Below are 20088 nucleotides of genomic sequence, written 5' to 3'. Positions count from 1 at the left end.
CCTACTCCCTACTCCCTTCAAACCTAATCACTCAACCACATGTAACCGTCGAGTAATCATAATCATCCCATCCCCCCGAATTAATATAGCTGAAATCCAGCGGTCTTCTGGTAAGAGTGGGGCTCGGCCAACCTTAAAAATTCCCCCGGCAGCCAAAGATTCCAGCTCAATCTCAGTGGGATTAGTATAGCGCTTTGACCTGACGGATTCTTCTATAGCTACTCCCAGCAGCAAATCATCTCCGAGGGGTTCCTGGACAATAGCATCAAAATTAAATCGCTGACCAATACGGACTTGTTCTGGTAACTTCACCGTTACCTTGGGAGGATTGGCTCCTGATGTGATTTGGGAACGCTCTGCCAAAATGGTTGAAGAGACAATTTTTTGGTTTTCAAAGCGCTGACGCGATCGCAAAGTCGATTCAAATTTTGTCTTCGTAGCATCCTGTGGCTGGTCACTAGTAATATAAGTCACTGTTTCTGCCACAATTGCGCTGCCCTCTTGCTGCCAATCCGTCAGTTCCGTGCGGTAATTTAACACAGGGTAGCGCTGCCACAATTGAGTCAAGGCTTCTGCCATCAACTCCCGACTTAAGCCATCGGAGTTAGCAAAATTAGCGCTATAGAATCCCAGCAACCCTTCAACATCCTTGCTATTAGCGAAGCGATCAATTTGGCTGAGGGTATCTTTAAGCTGAGGCGGTGCAGTTTCCGGGCTATCTGCTTCAGCTTTCAGAGGAGCTGCGAGGGTCAACCCTGCCGTTAATAGTACAAATACTGACCAGTCCAAAGAAATAGACTTGACTTTAGTAGTAAAAGACTGGGATAGTCGTTGCAGTAAGGTTGCTGGATTGGTCATTGGTAATCGTTAACTGGTAACTGGTAACTGGTAACTGGTAACTGGTAATTCTGGTAACTAGTAACTAGTAATTAGTAATTGATAATTGGTGATTGGAGAAAGGGTAATCCCTTGCACCAATCATACCAAATCTAGTTTGATAACCTATGTCTAGTCCAGACAGTCCTGATCTCAACATTTTCATCTGCTAGGGTTTTAGGAAGGATTTGTTCCCGATTCCCGATTCCCGATTCCCGATTCCCGATTGATGTAATGAGGTAGAAAGGATTTGTTCCCTACTCCCTACTCCCTACTCCCTACTCCCTACTCCCTACTCCCTACTCCCTACTCCCTAAAACCCAACTCAAAAGTCCCTCACCCAATTGATCAAGGAGACCAATAGCCGTGTCTAAGTCACCCATTCGATTGCTGATTGCCGCCAGTGGTACGGGGGGACATATATTTCCCGCCCTCGCAGTAGCCCAACACTTACCCAATTACACTATCGAGTGGCTAGGTGTTCCTGACCGCATTGAAAATGATTTGCTACCACCAGGCTACCCCCTGCACACCATTGCCGTAGAAGGCTTTCAACAACGCTTCGGTCTAGGTACTCTACGCATCGTTACCCGCCTAGTCAGCTCAATTTGGCAAGTGCGGCAACTGCTGAGAGAGGGTAAATTTGATGGTGTCTTCACCACTGGGGGTTACATCGCTGGACCTGCAATTATGGCAGCACGGTTGCAGGGTCTACCTACTATTATACATGAATCTAACGCTATTCCCGGAAAAGTCACCCGCTGGCTGAGTCCCTTTTGCAATACTGTAGCCCTAGGGTTTGAAGCCGCCTCCAAGTACTTACCTCGGATTAAAACAGTAACCGTTGGTACACCAGTGCGGGATAGTTTTCAACAGAGTCAGGCACTGGAACTCCCGATTCCACCAGAGGTACCCTTGATTGTGGTGGTTGGGGGTTCCCAAGGAGCAGTGGCAGTGAATAAACTAGTGCGCCAATGTGCTCCTGTCTGGTTTGACGCTGGTGCTTGGATTGTTCATTTAACCGGAGAAAAAGACCCAGAGGCGAACACCCTGAGCCATCCTCAGTACCTGTCTATGCCCTTTTATGACCAGATGGCACCATTACTGCAACGGGCAAACTTAGCCATTAGCCGTGCTGGTGCCGGAACCTTAACGGAGCTAGCTATAAGTGAAACACCAGCCATTCTGATTCCCTACCCTTATGCAGCAGAAGACCATCAAGCTTTCAATGCAGCTAGCTTTAAGGATTCTGGTGCTGCTTTAGTATTTCGTCAAGACCAGTTGACTCACGAAATTTTAGAACAGGAAGTGCTGGCTTTACTCAAGTCACCAACTAGGTTAGAACAGATGAAACAAAAAGCAGCTAGTCTTGCGATTAGGGATAGTGGAAAGCGTTTAGCCTCTCTAGTTCGTGAGTTAGTTGAAAAATAAAAGATTAAATGGGAAAGGGAGCAGGGAGTAGGGAGTAGGGAGCAGAGAAGAGGAAAGATAAAAATTAGGTGTATCTCATTAGGTTAAAAATTACTTTACTTAATTTTATATAATAAAAATTTATGAGGTTTTATGAAAAAATAAACATTGCTAAAGCCGAGTAATATAAATAAAATAATTGCAAAAAACTCAAAAATTTACTGTAGACTAGCTTCGAGTTTGTGATTTGGTAATGACTAGAGTTATTTCATAATTTCTTCTCGTTTGGCTATTATAATAGTTATTGGTTACGGCGGTTTGCCTAACTATCAGGTACACATTGTTTCTCCTATTACCTCTTCTCTCTTCCCTGCTCCCTGCTCCCTGCTCCCTGCTCCCTGCTCCCTGCTCCCTGCTCCCTGCTCCCTGCTCCCTGCTCCCTGCTCCCTGCTCCCTAAAAACCGAGAATTTTGTACCTAACTGAAGTCCAAACCGCTGTAAGCGTAATATCGAATCCTATTGACTGTAATGATTACTTTGTATAAGGCACCACCTTCATGGGGATTACCGAGTATTAGTCCACCCTGTATGAAATTAGAAACTTGGCTGCGTATAGCTAATATTGCTTACGATATCGAGATTCCTAAGGACTTTGCTAAAGCTCCCAAAGGCAAAATTCCGTTTATAGACTATGAAGGAAAACTGATCGGCGACTCTACCCTAATTATCGAGGTGATTAAGGAAAAAGAGGGCATAGATCCTGACCGCGATTTGACATCAACAGAGAAAGCAATATCCTTAGCTTTTCGGCGGATGCTGAAAGAAAATACTTATTGGGGAGAGCTTTATATTCGTTATAACATTGAATAAAACTGGCAAGTCTACAAACAAATATTAAGTAATTTCTACTGTGCTGGGAGCTCGACATCAGAATCGGAACAGTTTTTACAACAGGTAAAAAAAACCATTTCTAATCAGATTTATCAACAGGGAATGGGTCGTCACTCTGAGAGGGGAATTTGTCAAATTATTAATGCTGATTTTAAAGCCCTGTCTGATTATTTAGCAGAGAAAGCATTTTTTATGGGGGATAAACCGACAACCTTAGATGCAACGGCTTATGGTTATATTGCAAACATGATTTTACCTCCTTTCAACAGTATGATTATTGATCGCGTATCTCAATTCGAAAATCTCTGTCAATATTGTGAACGGATGAAACAGGAGTTTTTTCCAGATTATTTGCCTTCTTAATCCAGAAAATTTTCTAGGAGATGTGGTAATTGCCTTAGATGTCAAGTAATCAATCAAGTAATCACAATAGCGATGTAAGCATTCAGCTATCAGCTTAAGCGCTACCCGCACGCGTGCGCGTTCAGCTATTGGCCGTAGGTCAGGCTAGGCCAAGATTTTATGCGCTACAGATGGTGCTACTTGAGGTGCTTTTTAATAAAATAAGCTGACGGCTGACGGCTGAATACTTACATAGTGATCGCATTTTCAATTTACTACCCACCATCAATAACAATTTGATGAAGCGATTATTGACCTGCTCCCGCACCTCACCTATTTGAAAAGGGCTATAATCTGGTCATATAGCCCCTTAAAAGCGTCACGGATTTGGTCATTACCAATGATAATCCCTAATAAAAACCCCATAAGTACCCACAAGAAAACGTTTCCATTACCACTAATCAACACCCCCGATAAAACCCCTCCACTAAACCCTAAAAATACTGCTTTGATCGGGATTGAATCTAAGTTGTTTTCCGGAAGTGCATCTGAAAGTGGGGAATAGGTTGTGTCTGAATCCTGTTGTGGTAAATCATGACTAGTTTCTGAGATAGAATTTTCTTGCTCTTCTAACTTTTTCGGCAAATTCTCTGTGATTGATGTTGGCTGTTGATTTTCTAAATACAAACCTGCTTCTCGTGTCAATCTATCATCCATTTTTTGGATAAGTTCCCGTATGTTATTTTGGAGATTATCCTGGTTTTTAAGATAAGCTTCTACTCTTTGCTCTGAGAATAATAACTTCTGTGTCAAGGTTATCCCTTGATCGGGTATGTAGTTTTTTAATTCCTGGTATTTGTACTGAGCCTCTTTATAGTTTCCCTGTTCAAAGAGTAAATCACCCCGTTTGAGTAGCACAATCGCTATGAATTCTTTATCTTCTAATCTCTGATTAGTTCGTTTTTCTAATTCCTCTAGTAGCAGAGACTGATCTTCTGTTCCAGAAGTCAGACCCCATCTGAAAAGCCTTAACAAATAGCTGCTTTCTCTTGTAGAGGTAAACTGAACTGGAATGTCCAAAAGACTACGTGCCCACTCCAGATTATAAAACCATCCTTTCACTAGATAGGGGATAAGATAGTTCCAACCTTCTTCTTCACTTTTCAAGAACCAATAATAAATCCAATCACTAATTATCTCTCGATTTTCGGAATTATTAATCCACTGTTCAGCACTAGTGGTTAAACTATCGGTTAAGCGGATATCCCTTGCTTGGTTAACGTTGTATTCGTTAAAGCGCTGTTCCAGATAAATTCGGGCTTTACTACTGATTTCCTTGACCAGTGAATCATTGCGCTGTTGTTCCAGCAAAAATTTCTTGAAGAAGACTTGATGTTGACCATCTAACCTTAATTCAGGAGAAACAAAAGAATAGCGTTTGTATAGCTCTTGTCCTCGACTCTGTAAGTCGGGAGTATTCAGCATGCTCTGCAAAAATTCAGAATCAAAGCGACGCATCATGGCGAGGAGATAAACTGCTCGCAAATCTTCTTCGGTATCTTTAAATTTACTAAAGTGAGTCAGAAAGCGTCTGCAAGCTGTTGCCACAATTTCAGCGTGAGAATATCCCTGTTCAGAAACAATATCATTGACGGGAATTCCTTCACGCCACATCGTTGCGGCTAGATTAACCACTAAGGGAATACCACGGCTGATTCTATCAATTTTATTGACATCCTTTAATGTAATACTTCGCTCTGGAACAAATTCCTGAAAATATTCCTTGGTCTGATCTGAAGAGAATTCACTTAGGGAATAGCTAATCACATTTTCATCGCCAAAGGTCTCTCGATAACCTCGAAAATATACTCCAGACGTAAATTGACCTAAAGAATTAGCTGCCTCGTAGCGAACATCTTTATCTTCTTCGTTATTATTTAATACTCCTGTTAGTAAGTCAACAGCGCGTTGGTTATCTAGCTTACCAAGAGCTTTCACTACTTCAATTTTGCTGATTGAGCTGCTGGACTTGTCATCTTGAAGCTCTCCCTTTTGTAAAAATTTATTAGCATAACGAAAAGCAAAGTAATCCCGGAGTAGTAGATGTCGAAAACAATAAACCTGTTTTTCAGAAGTCTCAAATAATAATTGGATAGTTCTAGCTAAGCCAGTAAAAGCATGTATCTGTTCCAGAGGGATAACTTTAGCAAAAATTTGCTCTTCTATTTTAGTATTATCGGGTTCGGAATCACTCATCATCACTACCGCAATTTCCCCTAGCTTTTCCTTGAGTTCCTCTGCCGAAGAGCATGGTAGGTTTTGTTGAGTTCTGTTTTCTTTTTTATCCTTTTCTCTACTAAATCCTTGTTCGATAAATCGGTCAAATAACTGTTCGTGAGTGCTAACTCTGGAAAACGGTTTGACTTCGCCGTCGCTCTCTTGATTTTGGTAGATCGAAATTAACGTATATAAAAGAAATGGTGTGCGAACCATCTTGAGTAAATCTGGACTCTTATCCAGTAGATTCCAGAGTTTTGCCCCTTGTTGATTATCTCTAAAAATAGAGTTAGACGTGACATACTCTTTAATTTGTTTTTCACTTAAACGATTGAGGACTACTGCACGATTTAACTTGAGTGGATTTTTATCATGATTAGCCGTTATATCTTCATAATCTCTACGGCGACAGCTAATCACCATTGGAACTTGCTGAAAACCATCAACAGAGTTTAAACTCTCAATAAATTGAGCACGATAGTCTTCACGAGAGGCATTTGGATCTTGTGCTTTTTGAGATACATTGAAGGGAAGTTCATCTAATCCGTCTAGTAGTAAGAATACTTGATGATCTTGAATTTTTTTTTCGAGATAATCCCCTTCTAATTTTGTTTGCTTGGCTAACCAGTAAATAATACTCTCTTTACTGATTTCTTTTCGATCATTATAAATTTCAGTCCAGGTGTAAATTTCTGCAAAAATTGGCAACAATGAACTTTGATTATCAATTCGTTCTTCTACCTTTTTGATAGCAAATTTAATCAATGATATAGTTTTACCACCCCCTGGCTCACCAAGTAGTAATAATCGACTATTGTATTCATGGAAACTCTCATCTAAATCAGTAATTTCTTCTTTACGGGAGATTACTTCCTTACCTATACCTATAGCCGTGGAATTATCTTCATAAGTACGCTTCAAGGGAGATATTTTTAAAAATTTGTTGCTTAAATTTTGTTTAAGATAATCTTTTAACTCTTGCAAATATTTGCTGACTATATCTTTAGATACCATAGTTTTGGTTATTTTAAAATAAGGGTTATTTTGTGCCATTGTATAGCGAAACTATAGATACCACCCTGTTGTTTAAAACCCAACTACTATGATTTGGGGTTATTCTGGGTAACTAAAATTCCATCAATATAATCTCTGAAAGGGTAAGATAAAATAGAGTTGGGACTTAGTTCCTCGAAAATGCCTAAAGCAAGAGCTAAGAGTAGGATTTATAACTAGCTTTTGCTGCCTCTCGATCCTCTGCCAGTTCTTCAGGAGTCATTTTCTGGAGTGCCTTTTGGTAATAAGCCTGATTAGGTTTCCCTGTATTAATCATACTTTGAAGTAATGGAGAACGTTCACCTTCTGGATAACGGGCTTTCATGTACTCTGTATAACTTGGCATCTGTGACCTCTTGGCACATTCTAAGGAATAAGTCAGTATATCTCTGCGCCCGTGATATTTATCATTAATATACCCTAGTTTTTCTCCAATCAAGTCTATTTGCTTATCCTTAGCACCAGCAGCAGCAGCGACCGCTAGAACTATAGCAGTACGTTCTTGGAAAGAGGCACAAGCACCACCAACACAAAATCCGGCGTGTGCATCATTTGCTCTGCCATCAAGTGCCGCTGTTCCTCTGCCAATCATCGGTATTTTTCTAGTTTCTCCATTAGGAGTTTTGAACGTAACAGAACCGAAAAAATTAACACCATCTTCTATGAAGGCTTCGAGATAACTTTCTATAGTAAGAGGTTGCCGTGGCTGGTTATCAAGGATTAATTCTACGTCAACGCTTTTTGTTGATACATCCTCTGTTTTAGTTCTATCTCCATCCGGATCGGCGTAGGCATTACCAGTTTCAATAAACTTGATGTCTAAGATTGTATTATTAAATCTAATGCCAAGCGCTTGCAAGGCATCAACTTGTGTTTCTGGATTAGATAGCTTATTGATTATTTCTGATATACTTACCTGTTTCGACTCTAGAGTTGTGTAGGGATTACCTTCTCTGGCTCTAATTGGATACTCCATCTTGGGTATTAGTTCATTACATAAGTTTACTCTAGTATAGATAATAGTTAAATAACTTTTTGTGCTTAATTTTACGTTAGTTATTCTTTCTTGAAGATATCTTAGCTTTTAAACGTTCCAGGAAGAATGGATCGTCCGAGTATCGCTCCAAAGCTTGTGCTGCAGGTTTGTAGCCACCGGTTTTTAGATATATATACTTGAGAGCTTCCTTGACAGCATCTCTAACATCAGATATAGCATCATTACGCCACCTATCCACCAGAATTTTTTGTACCAATTGGGTTTGTTCTAATTCCTCCATTGAAATTTTTAAATTACCTAATGCTTTGATTACAGACACCCGTGCCACCCAATCTCCCTCTTCTAAATCTTTTAGTTTGTTAATAAGTGGCTCTAAGGCATCGCTATCTCCATGTTTCCCTAGAGCCTTAGCGATCGCTACACATTCATCTGGGTTTATTTGAGTATTGTTATTATTTAGTTGATCAATAAGATCACTTACAGACATATTCTCAAAATTGACCTGTTGCTCTGGATTATATTCCCTTAAAACATGGGCATCAGGAATAGATTGTTGTAACAGTGTTTCCGCATCATTTGGATAAACTAGCTTTAAGTAATTAAATGCTTTTCTTCTATCTTCACTAGTTGACTGATTAGAATCTCTAATATAATTTATTAGTGCCTCTTTGGCTGTCTTACGCACATTACTGAATTTATCTTGTCTAATAGCTTGGTATAAGACATCTATTCCTACGGGAGGAATTAATTTCCCCAAAGCTTGTGCTGCTTGTAGACGTACAAAACTATCATTATCCCCCAAAGCCTTAACTAGAGCCTGAATTGCCTGATTATGATTGGCAGTGGCTGTTCCGATCTCCCCAAGGGCTGCTGCTGTTGTTGCTCGGATATCAGGTTCTTGATTGGTGTCTTGGAGCAAGTCAACCAGTGGTCTCACAGCTTCTGAAGCTTGTAATTTCCCTAGTTTATTAATAATACGCTCTCGTTCATTAATATCATTGGAACTGTTTAAATTGTTAATTAGTATTCTGGGCTCCGTTTCTTCTAATTCTTCTTCTTGTTCAGATATTTTTTTTCCTGCTAGTATCAGAGCATATTGAAGTTTTTTACGAACAGTTTTATCTAAATTTACTTCTTTATAATCTGAATACTCCGTTGCAGAATAGATAGTAGCTCCTGCCTGACTAGCGGCCTCACGAACTTGCTTCATGTAGTCATTACGCATTGCCTCAATTAAAGGTTCAACTGCCTCTAAGACCTTTGCTATAATCTGCTCGTTAGCCATATAACCTAGCTCACGAGCAGCCGCTTCACGCACGTATCGATCTTTTGATTGATCCAAATTGAGGAAACGAATAAGTTGCGGTACTTCCAGGGCATCTAAAGGCCTTAAAGCCTTGATAGCTAATGCCACAATATCGGGATCGTTATCTGCCAAGGCTGCAGTTAGGGCTTCTTTGGCTGCTTCGTTTCTGCAGATATTATTTGCTAAATTTGACCGTCCAGCAATTACCCACACAACCTGACTGCCACCATGTTTCATCACCTTGCGCAAAACAGAATCACACTCGATTCGATCAACCAGTTCGTAAGTGTCAAAAAAAATTATAAATGGCTTTTTAGCAGCTATTTCCGCAATCCCTGCTCCCAAAGCCTTAGCTAACCTTTTGTCTGAATTTTTGTAAACTTCCGATTCCTTTGTTGTCAAGTCAGATAGCACTGCTTGGTTAGTTCTTTCCTGTTCTTCCTCCGCTTGTTTAATTTTTTCTATAGCTGTTTTCAAGAGACTCTGATTGTAACTGTACTCTTCAAAGTAGCCTTTCCATTCTTCCTGCTGAAGGAATTTATGATACATAGCCTCCAGTATAGTAACTGGCTGAATAGCATCATGGTCTACTTGAAGACCAATATAGTGTTCTCGTTCTTTCTCCCAATCTAAACATAAAGTATTGAAGCAATTTTGAAACTCTCCCTCTCGACTGATGTTGTACAGTCGTTGCAACAAGGTCGTTTTACCCATGCCACCAAAACCATGAAGTAGAAAAATTTTTGGTTTTTCTTCGGAAGTGGAGGCTGGAGCAACCAAGGAGTTTAAAACATTTCGGAAACGTTGCTGTTGTTTATCTCGTCCTAGAAAGATTTTATTCATTAGGAAACTCCTCAAGGTTATAAACAGTATTAACTATGCCGAACGTCAAGTATTGTAAATCCTCCTGATTTAATTAAATGAATCACAGTCACAGAATTGAAGTCTTTCGACAAGATGGGGGATAAGACTAGCATTAACTTCCAGATTGGTATTAGTTAAAATCAGTGTTGGCAGAATTCCTTTATATTTTTCTTGATCCATGACTTTTCCTCTGAAAGCTGGGTCTGAACAGGATAGCCATGTTTTTATATCGTGCTCATACCAGCCTACATAGTAACCAAATGCTTCTTCAGGATGAGCTAAATTAGTGCATTTTCTTTCCCAAATCATTGTCTGGATAGTAAAACCAAAACAGTGATTGCTGTGGTCTCGCCAGAGTTTATCGATTTGACAGAGGATATCACAGGGAAATTCTTGAATATCTCTTTCATGCCAAGAGTCTGTTGTAGTTCTACCATAAACTTGATTCATAATAGTCAACGTTTCTTCATTGGCTTCTACCCATTTTTTTTTGTCCAGAAGATTCTTTAATTTTTGATATTTTTCTTGGTTTGGTTGTTGAGGTAATTGGTCAGGTGGGTCTGGTGGCTCTATAGGTTTTTCTTCATAATTAGGGGGAGTAATACCATTTTTTCGTTCACTTGTATAATCCTGAACATATCTTCGATAAATAATTTGTAATTTTTTATTTCCAGGATTATCATTATAGGCATTTTGAATTAGTTGATTTAATTCACCTCTGCTAATGGCTTCATTAATTAAGTAATAAACAATAGTTTTATATTTTTTTTGACTTTGAATTATCCCTAAGTAATCATCATTAAAATCAGATTCATCCAGTAATACTTCCAAATCATCTTTATTTCTAAAAGCGCTCATTAAAGCTTTTCGTATTTCCCGGCGTTCAGGACCAGATAACTCATACATTCATACTATAATTTCCAATTACTCAAGAATTTAATTGAGAAGGATTAAACAACGGTATGATTATATTATAGAGAATAAGCAATAGGGAACCATAGACTGGACGGTAAAACGCCAAGGATGAAAATGGCTCTCCCAGAGCAAATACCCAAACTATAAATGCGCCAGTGGAAACTACTATTTGGGTAACGGCTGGTGGCTTATTGGACTCTGATGTTAACTTTAATATCCAAACAGCAGTTAGAACTACAAAGACTATAAATAACACCCATAATAATAGATTAATCGGAACGTCGTCGGCACTTGTTAGCACTCCTTTGATAGCTATCCAAGCCCCAACAATTTCCGAGGGAATATATTTGAGCAGCCGATCAAAATAGCCATCAATCTTTGCACTGCTCTTAGCTTCAAATTGGGTGGTAATAATTCGACGACCCATGTCAAGTATTAGTTCTCCTTACTAGAGGTAGGATTTAATTTCCTGATAGATGCAACTAAATAAAATGCCTTCCCGGATAGTACCAAAACTTCTAGCTCGCTGAGCGTGATGCAAAGCGACTAGGGTACCATCTTCATCAAAACATGGGGCACCACTAGACCCCAAGGCAGTTTTGTTGACATATTGAACTAGTCCCCTCTCGGGATAAACTCCGGTTATCCCATCACGACTGATAGAGAGTTTCATTGATGCACCTTCGGGATGCTGAAAAAGATTAATTCCCATCCCTTTAACAGGAAGATGATTAGGCTTCCAACGAGCAGGTTGAGTATCCTTGGATAGAGGACTAGTTGCTGCCACTTGTAGCAAAACGTAATCTAGTTTGTTAGTAGGACTGGAATGTAAAATCGGTTGCTGTCTGTCTAATTTAACGACCTGTCCCTTAGTTTCATTTCCCAAATCAGAGCTAAAACAGCCAAAACGCAAGACAGCATTGAGAGCATTGATGTGCATATCCGCGTTTTCATCAGGATTCAGAACATGGTAATTAGTCAAAACTAGCCTGTTGGCAATCAAAACACCAGTCCCTTCAATTCCCTGTGGGTTAATTTCAATCCGACACACAGAGCTTGCTTTTGCTATCGCTCGTTTCAGGTAGCCAACATCCCAAAAATCTGGTTCCGGTTGCCAGAAACCTTGGAGTTGTAACTCTTCCTCTGCTCCAAGCCACTCAATAGCAGGGCCAATATCTCTGATAGTATTTACTGGGGGGAGATGAATCCTAAACCTCTGCTGAAAAATGGTTTGATAAAACTCTTTTAATTCTGGATTACCTGGATTAGTCCCATAGGCTGCGATAATTAAGGATTCTAATTGACCTCTTGACTCAGCCCATTGAATCAATCTAAAAACAACCTGAGTAAGGTTCCCTCCTCCAGCTATAGCATTTAAGTTTTCTTCTAACTCATCATCAACCATTATCGCCAAGTCATCTTTGGTGGGATAAGCACTGATAATGGCTTGGCGTAATTTCTTGCGTTGAGAACCAGTTAAATCTATCATTAATTAAAGTGATAGCTATATTATCTACCACATAATAATGTAACAATTTTAGTTTTCTAATAACAATCTCAGCAGAGAAAATATAAGGTTAGTGAGGATAATCGTGGCTTAATCTTGGCCGGAGGCATTCCCGAAGCGTAGATAATCACTCCCTTGGCGGGGAACTCTAAGAGCAGTATTCAGAGTAAATTATACCAGCTCAACACCCCCAAATCAGATAGCGGCAGATATTTAGCATTTACAAATAGGTCATGAACAATATTGCTGATTTATCGGAGTATTAAAAACTATTCGGAGCTCTTTCCTACTGTTACTTGTAAGCGGTTTCCTGTTCCTTTGCTTTATCCATCCTAGTTTTACATCTCATTTGTAAACTATAGTGTAAAACCCTAGTGTAGTGATAGCGATCGCAAACATTGGTGAGCTACCTCCTCCTGGGTTAATGGGAGTAGGGAATAGGGAGTAGGGATAGGGGTAAGACAATTGAAGAAAAAGCTAACGGTAACTGGGCAAAGCTTACGGTCAAAGCTTAATCAACCATAAAGTTTTCAGACTTGTGTCACCTTCTAGACTAGGGCAGTGGGAGAATAGAGTTATCACCTGCTAAACCATTCAAAACCCTTAAACACCCATGGCCAAAACCGTTGCTGAAGTCATGACCCGCGAGCCGATCGTGGTGCAGCCCCAAACACCGATCAAGGAAGTCATCAAAATTATTGCTGAACAAAGCATCAGTGGCTTGCCAGTGGTTAACGAAGCAGGCAAATTGGTAGGAGTGATTTCAGAAGCTGACTTGCTGTGGCAGGAGACAGGAGTAGAACCGCCAGTCTATATCATGTTTCTCGACAGCGTGATTTACTTAGAAAATCCTGCCCGTTATGACCAAGAACTCCATAAGGCTCTCGGACAAACCGCTGGAGAAGTAATGACTGGTCATCCCATGAGCATCAAACCCGATCAACCCTTACGGAAAGCAGCTAAGTTGATGCAGGAAAAATCAATCCACCATTTACCAGTAACAGATGAGGCAGAGCAAGTGATTGGAATTCTGACCTCTGGGGATATTGTCCGGGCGATGGCAGCTGAATTAGCGAATTAAGGGAACTGTTGAGTGTTCACTGTGAACAAGTAACATGGTAAGTTGAGTTTTGGCTAGATATTGAGCAATTACCCATGACCGTTACTCGTGAATCTGTCCAAGAGCTGCTGAATTCACAGGATTTTGGCCAGCGCATTAGTGGATTAAACCAACTACGCCAGCTGGAACCATCGGTGGCGTTTGAGCTAATTCAACCCTTGGTTAAAGATAACAATGTTCGGATTCGATATGGGGCAGTAAGCCAGCTCCATACCTTGGGTAATCAGGATTTAACCCTATCTTTGACCCTATTACGCGATCGCCTTTTCAATGATCCAGAACCTGATGTTCAGGCAGCAGCAGCGGATTCCTTGAGTGCCTTGAAGCTCACCGAAGCCTATGATGATTTAGAGCAAATCTATAACCAAACCACTGAGTGGATCGTTAAATTTAGTATTATTGCTGCCTTAGGGGAACTAGGTGAACCCCGTTCATTTCAACTTTTAGAAGATGCTCTCAAATCCGATACCAGTTTAATCCAAACCGCCGCCATTAGTTCCTTAGGAGAATTGGGAGACCCCCGGGCTGTGCCTCTGTTGATTCCCTTTGCCACTAATTCCGACTGGCAAATTCGTTATCGGTTAGTACAGGCACTGGTTCATCTGGGAGGAGAAGAAGCTAGGGCAGTCCTAGAAACATTAGCGAATGACAGTGTTGAGCAGGTAGCTAGTGTAGCGCAAGAGGGGCTACAAGCATAAGGCTTGAACAGGGAATAGGAAGAAGACTGTGGGGAGAGGGGCTCACAGGGGTAGGTTTTTTACATTTGGGTCGGGAGTCGGGAGCGGTGCGACCCGTGGCGAATTTAATTCGCCTACGGAAAGCGCACCGAGGGAGTCGTCAGAAGCGGGAAATGGGCAGAATTACCCCGGAAATGATTGTGTATTTTGATACATATTTTAATACATATATTGAGGAGTTTCTAGCTAATGAAAGTACGTACTCAAAACCTACCCTTGTAAAATCTCCCCATCTCCCCATCTCCCCATCTCCCCATCTCCCTATCTCCCTATCTCCCCATCTCCCCAGACTTCCCGCGCCCAGGGGCTATAACATGCCAACTTACAAAAACCCTTCCATCTCAATCATTTCAATCATCTGAAGTCCACGGGGGTCTCCCACTTTCAAGAGGGCAGCTTTCGCGTCTTCTTTTACCCCTAGGTCTTCATCATCAGCAATTGCTTCAATTAAAGCATCAATAGCACCAGCGTAAACCGCATTGGAGGGCAATTCCCGACACAGCTGCCCGATAGACCAAGCACAATTACTGCGCACTGCTGCTACTGGGTCTTTCCTTAAAGCAGTAATCAAGGGCGGAATTGATGCGATTACTTCTTCATAATCTAACTCCGCCATTTGCGCTAGAGCACTAGCTGCCCACAAACGCACTGCAGGAATATCGGTTTTTAGGGAATCAATTAGAGAAGCTAAAGCACGGCGATCGCGACAGTTCCCCAATGCCCAGACAACCCCTTTACGGACATAACCGTTCCAATCAACGGTTAGCTGGTCAATCAAAGGCTTTACTGCTGTGGGACTGGGATTGCGCCCTAGACCATAGGCAGCACTTACCCGCACCAAGGGACAAACATCATTTAACAGGTTAATCAGATGGGGAATTGCTCGCTCATCTTGCAACTCACAAAAGGCACGAGCTGCTAGCATCCGTTGCTGACTTTCCGGTGCCGTTAACAGAGCCAGCATTTCCTCTGGATCAGGTTTGGAAGCTTCTAACTCATCTTCAATCGGCTCTATGTCATCTAAAGGGCTTTCTAGTAAAGCCGTATTATCCAATAAACTCAGATCATCATCTTCATACATGCCTGATAACCTACCTTATCTTGCCTGATTCTACCAGTTTGATAATTAGTATTTTCTGTGCAATGGTTTAACCATCCACAGAGATTGGGTGCGGAAACCCAGTCGCTGGTAAAGGTTCAAAGCGACTTGATTCGATTGAAACACCTGTAATCCAAGTTGGCGATCGCCTCTTGCCCTTGCCCAAGCTTCAGCGTGCTGCATCAGTGCTGAACCAATGCCTTGACGGCGGTGTGCTGGCATGACATAAAGTAAAAAGATATAGCCATAGCGATCGCCATTTACCTGATCAACCCCATTGCCCATCCACAGACAACCCACCGGCAAGGGATGAGTTATAATAGAGCCTTTCCTAGAAACCTTCCCATCTGCTACTGTAACCCACCACAGGGGGGTTTCTCTGGAAAAGTACTGTTTAACAGTCTTCGCCAGGTGAGAAAAATCATTTTGTTCCGGAAAAAGCTCTTGGTAAGTTAACTCCATGAACTTCACCAAAATTGCCCGTTCTCGTCCCGTTCCCAGGCGTAGCTGGTAGCCTGCTAACAATGGCTTACTCACCAATTTTCGGAAAATGTTGGTTAACAACCAGCTGAGCGAATACTGGTGCTTGGATGCTGGCAGCGTCAACGTCTTCAATCGGTGCAGGGGCTAGCATATCGTTCGGTAAAAAGATCCGAGAACTGACTGCCAATAGGGCAATTAAGAAGCCTAGTAGTGCCAGTAGGGGAGCAATGTACTGACGAAAAATAGCCATGAATTTAATGGTTCGTTGATTTTAACAATTCTTTACTTTTTCCATCTTACTACAATGGCACAGCTTTTAGGGGTTGGAGGTTATTTGGTTGGAGGTTATTTGGTTGAAGGTTACAGGTTGCAGGTTGGAGGTTGCAGGTTGTAGGTTTTAGGTTGTAGGTTTTAGGTTGTAGGGTTTATGTTGTAGGGTTTAGGTTGTAGGGTTTAGGTTTACCCCTTCCTCATCTCCCCATCTCCCCATCTCCCCATCTCCCCATCTCCCCACACTTCCCACACTTCCCACACTTCCCATACTCTTCCCCCTGTTCCCTATTCCCTGTTCCCTATTCCCAGATCCGCTGTTCCCTTAGACTCGCTCGGCTAGTTTTTTGATAACTTGAATAACCGTATCCGCAAGTTGATCATTTCCCCGGAGCCAACCGAGGGGAGTCAAATGCTTACCGGGAAGTTTCTCATCAATGAAGAGTTTCTTGCCTATATCCTGTAGCCAACGCACTGTGCCAGCTTCTTGAGCAATCTTATCCTTACTAAAGCTAATCAAAGCAGTAAGCTGAAATAAACGGCTATTTTTAATCAAGCAATAGGTTTGTTTGGGTTTGGGTAATACCCCGAAACCAAGTCTGTCTACTAAATCAGCTATGAATGGCACAGGAACCGCACTACGGGTACCACTAATAACAGGAGCCATTAATATAGACGGTTGATTGATCAAAGAAATATCTTTTATATCAGCATTTCTGAGGCTATATTCAATCTGCTTCTCTTGATCTTTCCCAACACATTTTTCCAGAATTCCCTGATTTTTTTTGAACTCCAAATCACTTAAAAGCTCTAAAAGTGCGATATATTTTGTTCCTAGGCTGTGACCTAACCAAAAATAATTACTCGATTTGGCACAGGGGTCTTCTTCATAGATACTGTACTCATATCCCAATTTTTTGGCTTCTTCTAAAATTCCATTGAATAGGGGTTTTTGTTCTTTGATCAAACCAATTGCTACAGGCCAATGGCGGAAGGTAAATCTAAACGGTCTGGCAACAACGGTATAACCTGATTCAAATAATCGCTTGGCGATATATCGGTAAAAAATTGTCGGAAAACTTCCGAAAAATGCACCACCAATCAACTGAACAACACCTATCGGCTTGGGATGGATAGCAACCCAACCAAAGGGAATTGGTCTAAATTTAAATTCGGTATTCATGGCAGTAATATCTTTAATGATAAGTAAGTTGCAGGTTACAGGTTGAAAGTTACAGGTTGAAAGTTACAGGTTGAAGGTTTAAGGTTACAGGTTGAAGGTTTAAGGTTACAGGTTGAAGGTTTAAGGTTACAGGTTGAAGGTTTAAGGTTACAGGTTGAAGGTTTAAGGTTACAGGTTGAAGGTTTAAGGTTACAGCTTTCAGCTTTCAGCTTTCAGGTTATTAACCCTTCAACATTCAACATTCAAAATTCAACGCAACCTTAAACCTTCAACATTCAACATTCAACATTCAACATTCAACCCAACATTCAACATTCAACATTCAACATTCAAAATTCAACGCAACCTTAAACCTTAAACCTTAAACCCAACATCGGGGATGTATAGCAATTTATGTCACCGACAGGCTGGTATCGACTGTTGTCTTTTCACCTGAGCCGAGTTGGGCACGGACAAACTGTGTCCTGCGCTCAGTTAACAGCAAACTCAGAGCCATGACGAATTCAGAGGCGCTACCGACAAGGGTACCAACTCGAGAGATTGGTACAGCGTTGCCAATTAGGGCAACCAAGGTTCCTACAAATAGCCATGGCCATTTCAGCCTTACCCAGATGCCGATACCAATCAGCAGCACGAACAAATTGACCAAAATTGTTACAATTGGTGGACCACTCACTTCGGCCACTGTGTAGCGCAAGGTGCCAGCAAAGGTGACTGGAACCAATTCTAGGCCAACAAAGTGGGTCGCCACTTCATACCCACCCAGTCCTAGGGCAAGCACCCAGGATAACACTCGTACAATTGTATTAGCCCAAACTGCTCCAGCCCGGTGAGCTAGTTCAACAGCAATTACAATAAATAGGGGCACCACTAAGAAGTGTAAGAGGAAGCGCACCATACTCAGTGATTTCAGGAGATCTCCTTCACCAATCAGGCTCCCCATGGCCAAAACTAGATTGTCATAGCTAATGCTTGCTAGCACAATGGGCAGGACAATCATGGCCAGACTAGTTGAGCGACGCCACAGGCGAATTGCCCATGCCAGTAATACCCATTCCACCAAAGCAAGACTGAGATGGCCAAGGGGATAAATTTTTAACAAACTTTTAGTCATGATGTTCCATAAACTGAAACAATATCTAAGCTTGGTCTTGATAAGTGTTATGGCTGTTGAAAAACGTGACCAACCTATGCAAGACCCGCTTATGGGTAAGAGTATTGATCGTCAAATAGCAATTACCCTTAGTTACCAGTTAATTGATTTAAATTCATTGTTGCAAGTTCCTGGATTGTTGACACTCCCCGCTCGCTTTGTGACGGGGATTCCTAGATCTACGACCGGCCTTAAACCTCCGTGTCCAAATGGCAATATCTAAACCGAAATCCCGTCAAGACTAAGATTTTAGTTCAGTTCACGAAAGACCCAGCGGGCTAGTCTCCTTAGGCGTTTAGTTACTTTTTGAGAAGTGTCTTATAGATTTCGTTGCTTCCCTGTTTCACCTGGTTTCGGCGTGCCCCGCCGTACCGTTGTTTTCTCAAAGTGTTTTTGCTGAGTTCACACACCAATTGTTAGTTGATGCTTGGGTTTTTAAGGAGGATTTTCCCTGCCCTCCGGGCATTACTTCTTTTAGGTCAAGCAGTGGCGGGTTTCTCTCCCGGTTGCGCCTCGGTTTCTCAGCCTGTACCCATATCTAAATAATACTCTACGCGAGGTATTGTCAATCCTTTTTGGCAAAATTGTGTCTAGGCGACTAAAGTCGCAGCGAGCCTACATCCGGTGGTTTAAAAACGCGGGGTTTTGGCTTGTGGGAGTTCCCATAAATTTACGTTAATTAATAAATCGCAAGATATTGTAATCAAATCAGACCTCAGCATTCACGTCTTAGCTAAAATCAGGTAATGCTGGATTAATCAACAGAGTCAGCCCTAATCGTTTTTTAAAATAGGGCACTTTTTCGTGACCCGGTTTGGAATATCTCAGTTATGTTACCCTTCATAACTAGCTGATAGCTGATTCACGGGGCTGAATGGTTACCATCGGATTACAGTCACGGTTAGGAGCTTGAAGATTTTTCTGTCTCTTCTTGTGTCAATTAAGATAAAATACTCTAAAATTAGCTTCCGGCAAAATTCATCCCACACTCACACTTTGTTTTGAGATGTGGGATAAATTTTGCACAGGGTATGCATGGAATTGCTATAATAATATGTACTGATAAATAAAGCCGTTCGCGTAGCGTGGCCTACGGCCTTAAATGCTGGTTTGTCAGCACAACAGTCTTAAAAAAAAAGACCAAGAAAACAGAGCGGCAGCGATGCAGCGCGGTCTTGGGGAGGCAGTGCGGTCTTGGGGGTTCCCCCCATGAGCGACTGCCGTGGTTTCCCCCACTCGCGCTTTGCATCAAGAGAGGGCAGTCCGTTCTTAAAGCCCAGCGCCTCCTAAGCAATAGCTGGATTGGCGCTTGTTGCCTACAGTGATTCTATAGAATCAGTATAGGAGCTGTCACTAGGGTAAAATTAGTAGGGGCGAAAAGGTTAGGATCACCAGCCTTGAGCTGGGGGGATTATTCCCTATATGTTTCAGCAACTCTTTTTAGTGACATACTCCCACACGCTCATCAGAGATTACAGTGTGGGCTTCTTGCCAACTCCACCCAACGGTATCGGCTTTCGCCGACGCTGCGCGAACGGATACGTAGGCTTGCTTTATTAACGACACGGTCAGAAGTTACCGCTTAAAGAGTGGAGCCTTTATGGA

General features: G+C 41.7%; 21 protein-coding genes. 6 read left to right on the top strand and 15 right to left on the bottom strand.

The features are described from left to right. Nucleotides 1-27: 27 nt before the first annotated feature. Complete coding sequence (locus tag F6J99_RS13405; RefSeq protein WP_293113351.1) at nucleotides 28-858, bottom strand: nuclear transport factor 2 family protein; 831 nt, start codon at nucleotides 856-858, stop codon at nucleotides 28-30. A gap of 384 nt (nucleotides 859-1242) precedes the next feature. Here F6J99_RS13405 and murG point away from each other — a divergent pair, with 384 nt between their 5' ends. From murG to F6J99_RS13385, 4 genes are all read left to right on the top strand, one after another. Next, complete coding sequence (gene murG / locus F6J99_RS13400) at nucleotides 1243-2307, top strand: undecaprenyldiphospho-muramoylpentapeptide beta-N-acetylglucosaminyltransferase (RefSeq protein WP_293113350.1); 1065 nt, start codon at nucleotides 1243-1245, stop codon at nucleotides 2305-2307. Between the two features lie 264 nt (nucleotides 2308-2571). Continuing rightward, complete coding sequence (locus tag F6J99_RS13395) at nucleotides 2572-2766, top strand: hypothetical protein (protein ID WP_293113349.1); 195 nt, start codon at nucleotides 2572-2574, stop codon at nucleotides 2764-2766. 48 nt (nucleotides 2767-2814) lie between these two features. Further along, entirely contained in the window at nucleotides 2815-3156 is a 342-nt protein-coding gene (locus F6J99_RS13390) for a Tom37 metaxin N-terminal-like domain-containing protein (protein WP_293113348.1), read from the top strand. Between the two features lie 123 nt (nucleotides 3157-3279). Further along, the gene (locus F6J99_RS13385) at nucleotides 3280-3540 is read left to right on the top strand and encodes a glutathione S-transferase C-terminal domain-containing protein (protein ID WP_293113347.1); all 261 of its coding nucleotides are present in this window, start codon (nucleotides 3280-3282) and stop codon (nucleotides 3538-3540) included. A 312-nt stretch (nucleotides 3541-3852) separates the two neighbouring features. Here the strand turns inward: F6J99_RS13385 and F6J99_RS13380 are convergent, their stop codons facing one another. The 6 genes from F6J99_RS13380 to F6J99_RS13355 all read right to left on the bottom strand — a co-directional run bounded on the left by F6J99_RS13380 (nucleotide 3853) and on the right by F6J99_RS13355 (nucleotide 12420). Beyond that, a complete protein-coding gene (locus F6J99_RS13380; protein ID WP_293113346.1) occupies nucleotides 3853-6810 on the bottom strand; it encodes an NACHT domain-containing protein in 2958 nt (985 codons plus the stop codon). Nucleotides 6811-7006: 196 nt separating this feature from the next. Continuing rightward, nucleotides 7007-7825, bottom strand: a complete 819-nt coding sequence (locus F6J99_RS13375; protein WP_293113345.1) for a hypothetical protein — start codon at nucleotides 7823-7825, stop codon at nucleotides 7007-7009. A gap of 76 nt (nucleotides 7826-7901) precedes the next feature. Continuing rightward, nucleotides 7902-9995: a HEAT repeat domain-containing protein gene (locus F6J99_RS13370; RefSeq protein ID WP_293113344.1), complete on the bottom strand. Its 2094-nt coding sequence runs from the start codon at nucleotides 9993-9995 to the stop codon at nucleotides 7902-7904. Between the two features lie 69 nt (nucleotides 9996-10064). Next, nucleotides 10065-10922: a GUN4 domain-containing protein gene (locus F6J99_RS13365; RefSeq protein WP_293113343.1), complete on the bottom strand. Its 858-nt coding sequence runs from the start codon at nucleotides 10920-10922 to the stop codon at nucleotides 10065-10067. 22 nt (nucleotides 10923-10944) lie between these two features. Continuing rightward, nucleotides 10945-11358: a hypothetical protein gene (locus tag F6J99_RS13360; RefSeq protein ID WP_293113342.1), complete on the bottom strand. Its 414-nt coding sequence runs from the start codon at nucleotides 11356-11358 to the stop codon at nucleotides 10945-10947. 21 nt (nucleotides 11359-11379) lie between these two features. Beyond that, nucleotides 11380-12420, bottom strand: a complete 1041-nt coding sequence (locus F6J99_RS13355) for an effector-associated domain EAD1-containing protein (RefSeq protein ID WP_293113341.1) — start codon at nucleotides 12418-12420, stop codon at nucleotides 11380-11382. Between the two features lie 631 nt (nucleotides 12421-13051). Between F6J99_RS13355 and F6J99_RS13350 the strand changes: the two genes are divergently transcribed. Together F6J99_RS13350 and nblB are read left to right on the top strand one after the other, a co-directional pair. Then, nucleotides 13052-13519: a CBS domain-containing protein gene (locus F6J99_RS13350; protein WP_070391195.1), complete on the top strand. Its 468-nt coding sequence runs from the start codon at nucleotides 13052-13054 to the stop codon at nucleotides 13517-13519. A 74-nt stretch (nucleotides 13520-13593) separates the two neighbouring features. Next, the gene (nblB, locus tag F6J99_RS13345) at nucleotides 13594-14256 is read left to right on the top strand and encodes a phycobilisome degradation protein NblB (protein ID WP_293113340.1); all 663 of its coding nucleotides are present in this window, start codon (nucleotides 13594-13596) and stop codon (nucleotides 14254-14256) included. Nucleotides 14257-14395: 139 nt separating this feature from the next. Here nblB and F6J99_RS13340 read toward each other — a convergent pair whose 3' ends face one another. The 8 genes from F6J99_RS13340 to F6J99_RS13305 form a co-directional block, all read right to left on the bottom strand. Further along, nucleotides 14396-14536, bottom strand: a complete 141-nt coding sequence (locus F6J99_RS13340; protein WP_293113339.1) for a hypothetical protein — start codon at nucleotides 14534-14536, stop codon at nucleotides 14396-14398. 81 nt (nucleotides 14537-14617) lie between these two features. Beyond that, nucleotides 14618-15376, bottom strand: a complete 759-nt coding sequence (locus tag F6J99_RS13335) for a HEAT repeat domain-containing protein (protein WP_293113338.1) — start codon at nucleotides 15374-15376, stop codon at nucleotides 14618-14620. 45 nt (nucleotides 15377-15421) lie between these two features. Further along, nucleotides 15422-15931, bottom strand: coding sequence for a GNAT family N-acetyltransferase (locus F6J99_RS13330; RefSeq protein WP_070391198.1), 510 nt, complete (start codon nucleotides 15929-15931; stop codon nucleotides 15422-15424). After that, nucleotides 15924-16127, bottom strand: a complete 204-nt coding sequence (locus F6J99_RS13325) for a hypothetical protein (RefSeq protein WP_293113337.1) — start codon at nucleotides 16125-16127, stop codon at nucleotides 15924-15926. The genes F6J99_RS13330 and F6J99_RS13325 overlap by 8 nt, the downstream gene beginning before the upstream one ends. Nucleotides 16128-16472: 345 nt before the next feature. Then, the gene (locus F6J99_RS13320) at nucleotides 16473-17330 is read right to left on the bottom strand and encodes a DUF1350 family protein (RefSeq protein ID WP_293113336.1); all 858 of its coding nucleotides are present in this window, start codon (nucleotides 17328-17330) and stop codon (nucleotides 16473-16475) included. 391 nt (nucleotides 17331-17721) lie between these two features. Next, nucleotides 17722-18444, bottom strand: a complete 723-nt coding sequence (locus F6J99_RS13315) for a hypothetical protein (RefSeq protein ID WP_293113335.1) — start codon at nucleotides 18442-18444, stop codon at nucleotides 17722-17724. 1152 nt (nucleotides 18445-19596) lie between these two features. Beyond that, nucleotides 19597-19719, bottom strand: coding sequence for a hypothetical protein (locus F6J99_RS13310; RefSeq protein ID WP_293113334.1), 123 nt, complete (start codon nucleotides 19717-19719; stop codon nucleotides 19597-19599). A 204-nt stretch (nucleotides 19720-19923) separates the two neighbouring features. Continuing rightward, nucleotides 19924-20049 (bottom strand): hypothetical protein, encoded by a 126-nt coding sequence (locus tag F6J99_RS13305; RefSeq protein ID WP_293113333.1) that lies wholly within the window; start codon nucleotides 20047-20049, stop codon nucleotides 19924-19926. Nucleotides 20050-20088: the final 39 nt, after the last annotated feature.

Origin of the sequence: Moorena sp. SIO4G3 (assembly GCF_010692305.1) — a bacterium.
Lineage (GTDB): Bacteria > Cyanobacteriota > Cyanobacteriia > Cyanobacteriales > Coleofasciculaceae > Moorena > Moorena producens_A.
Note: the sequence above shows the minus strand (reverse complement) of the source record. Positions and strands in the feature narration are given on the sequence as shown.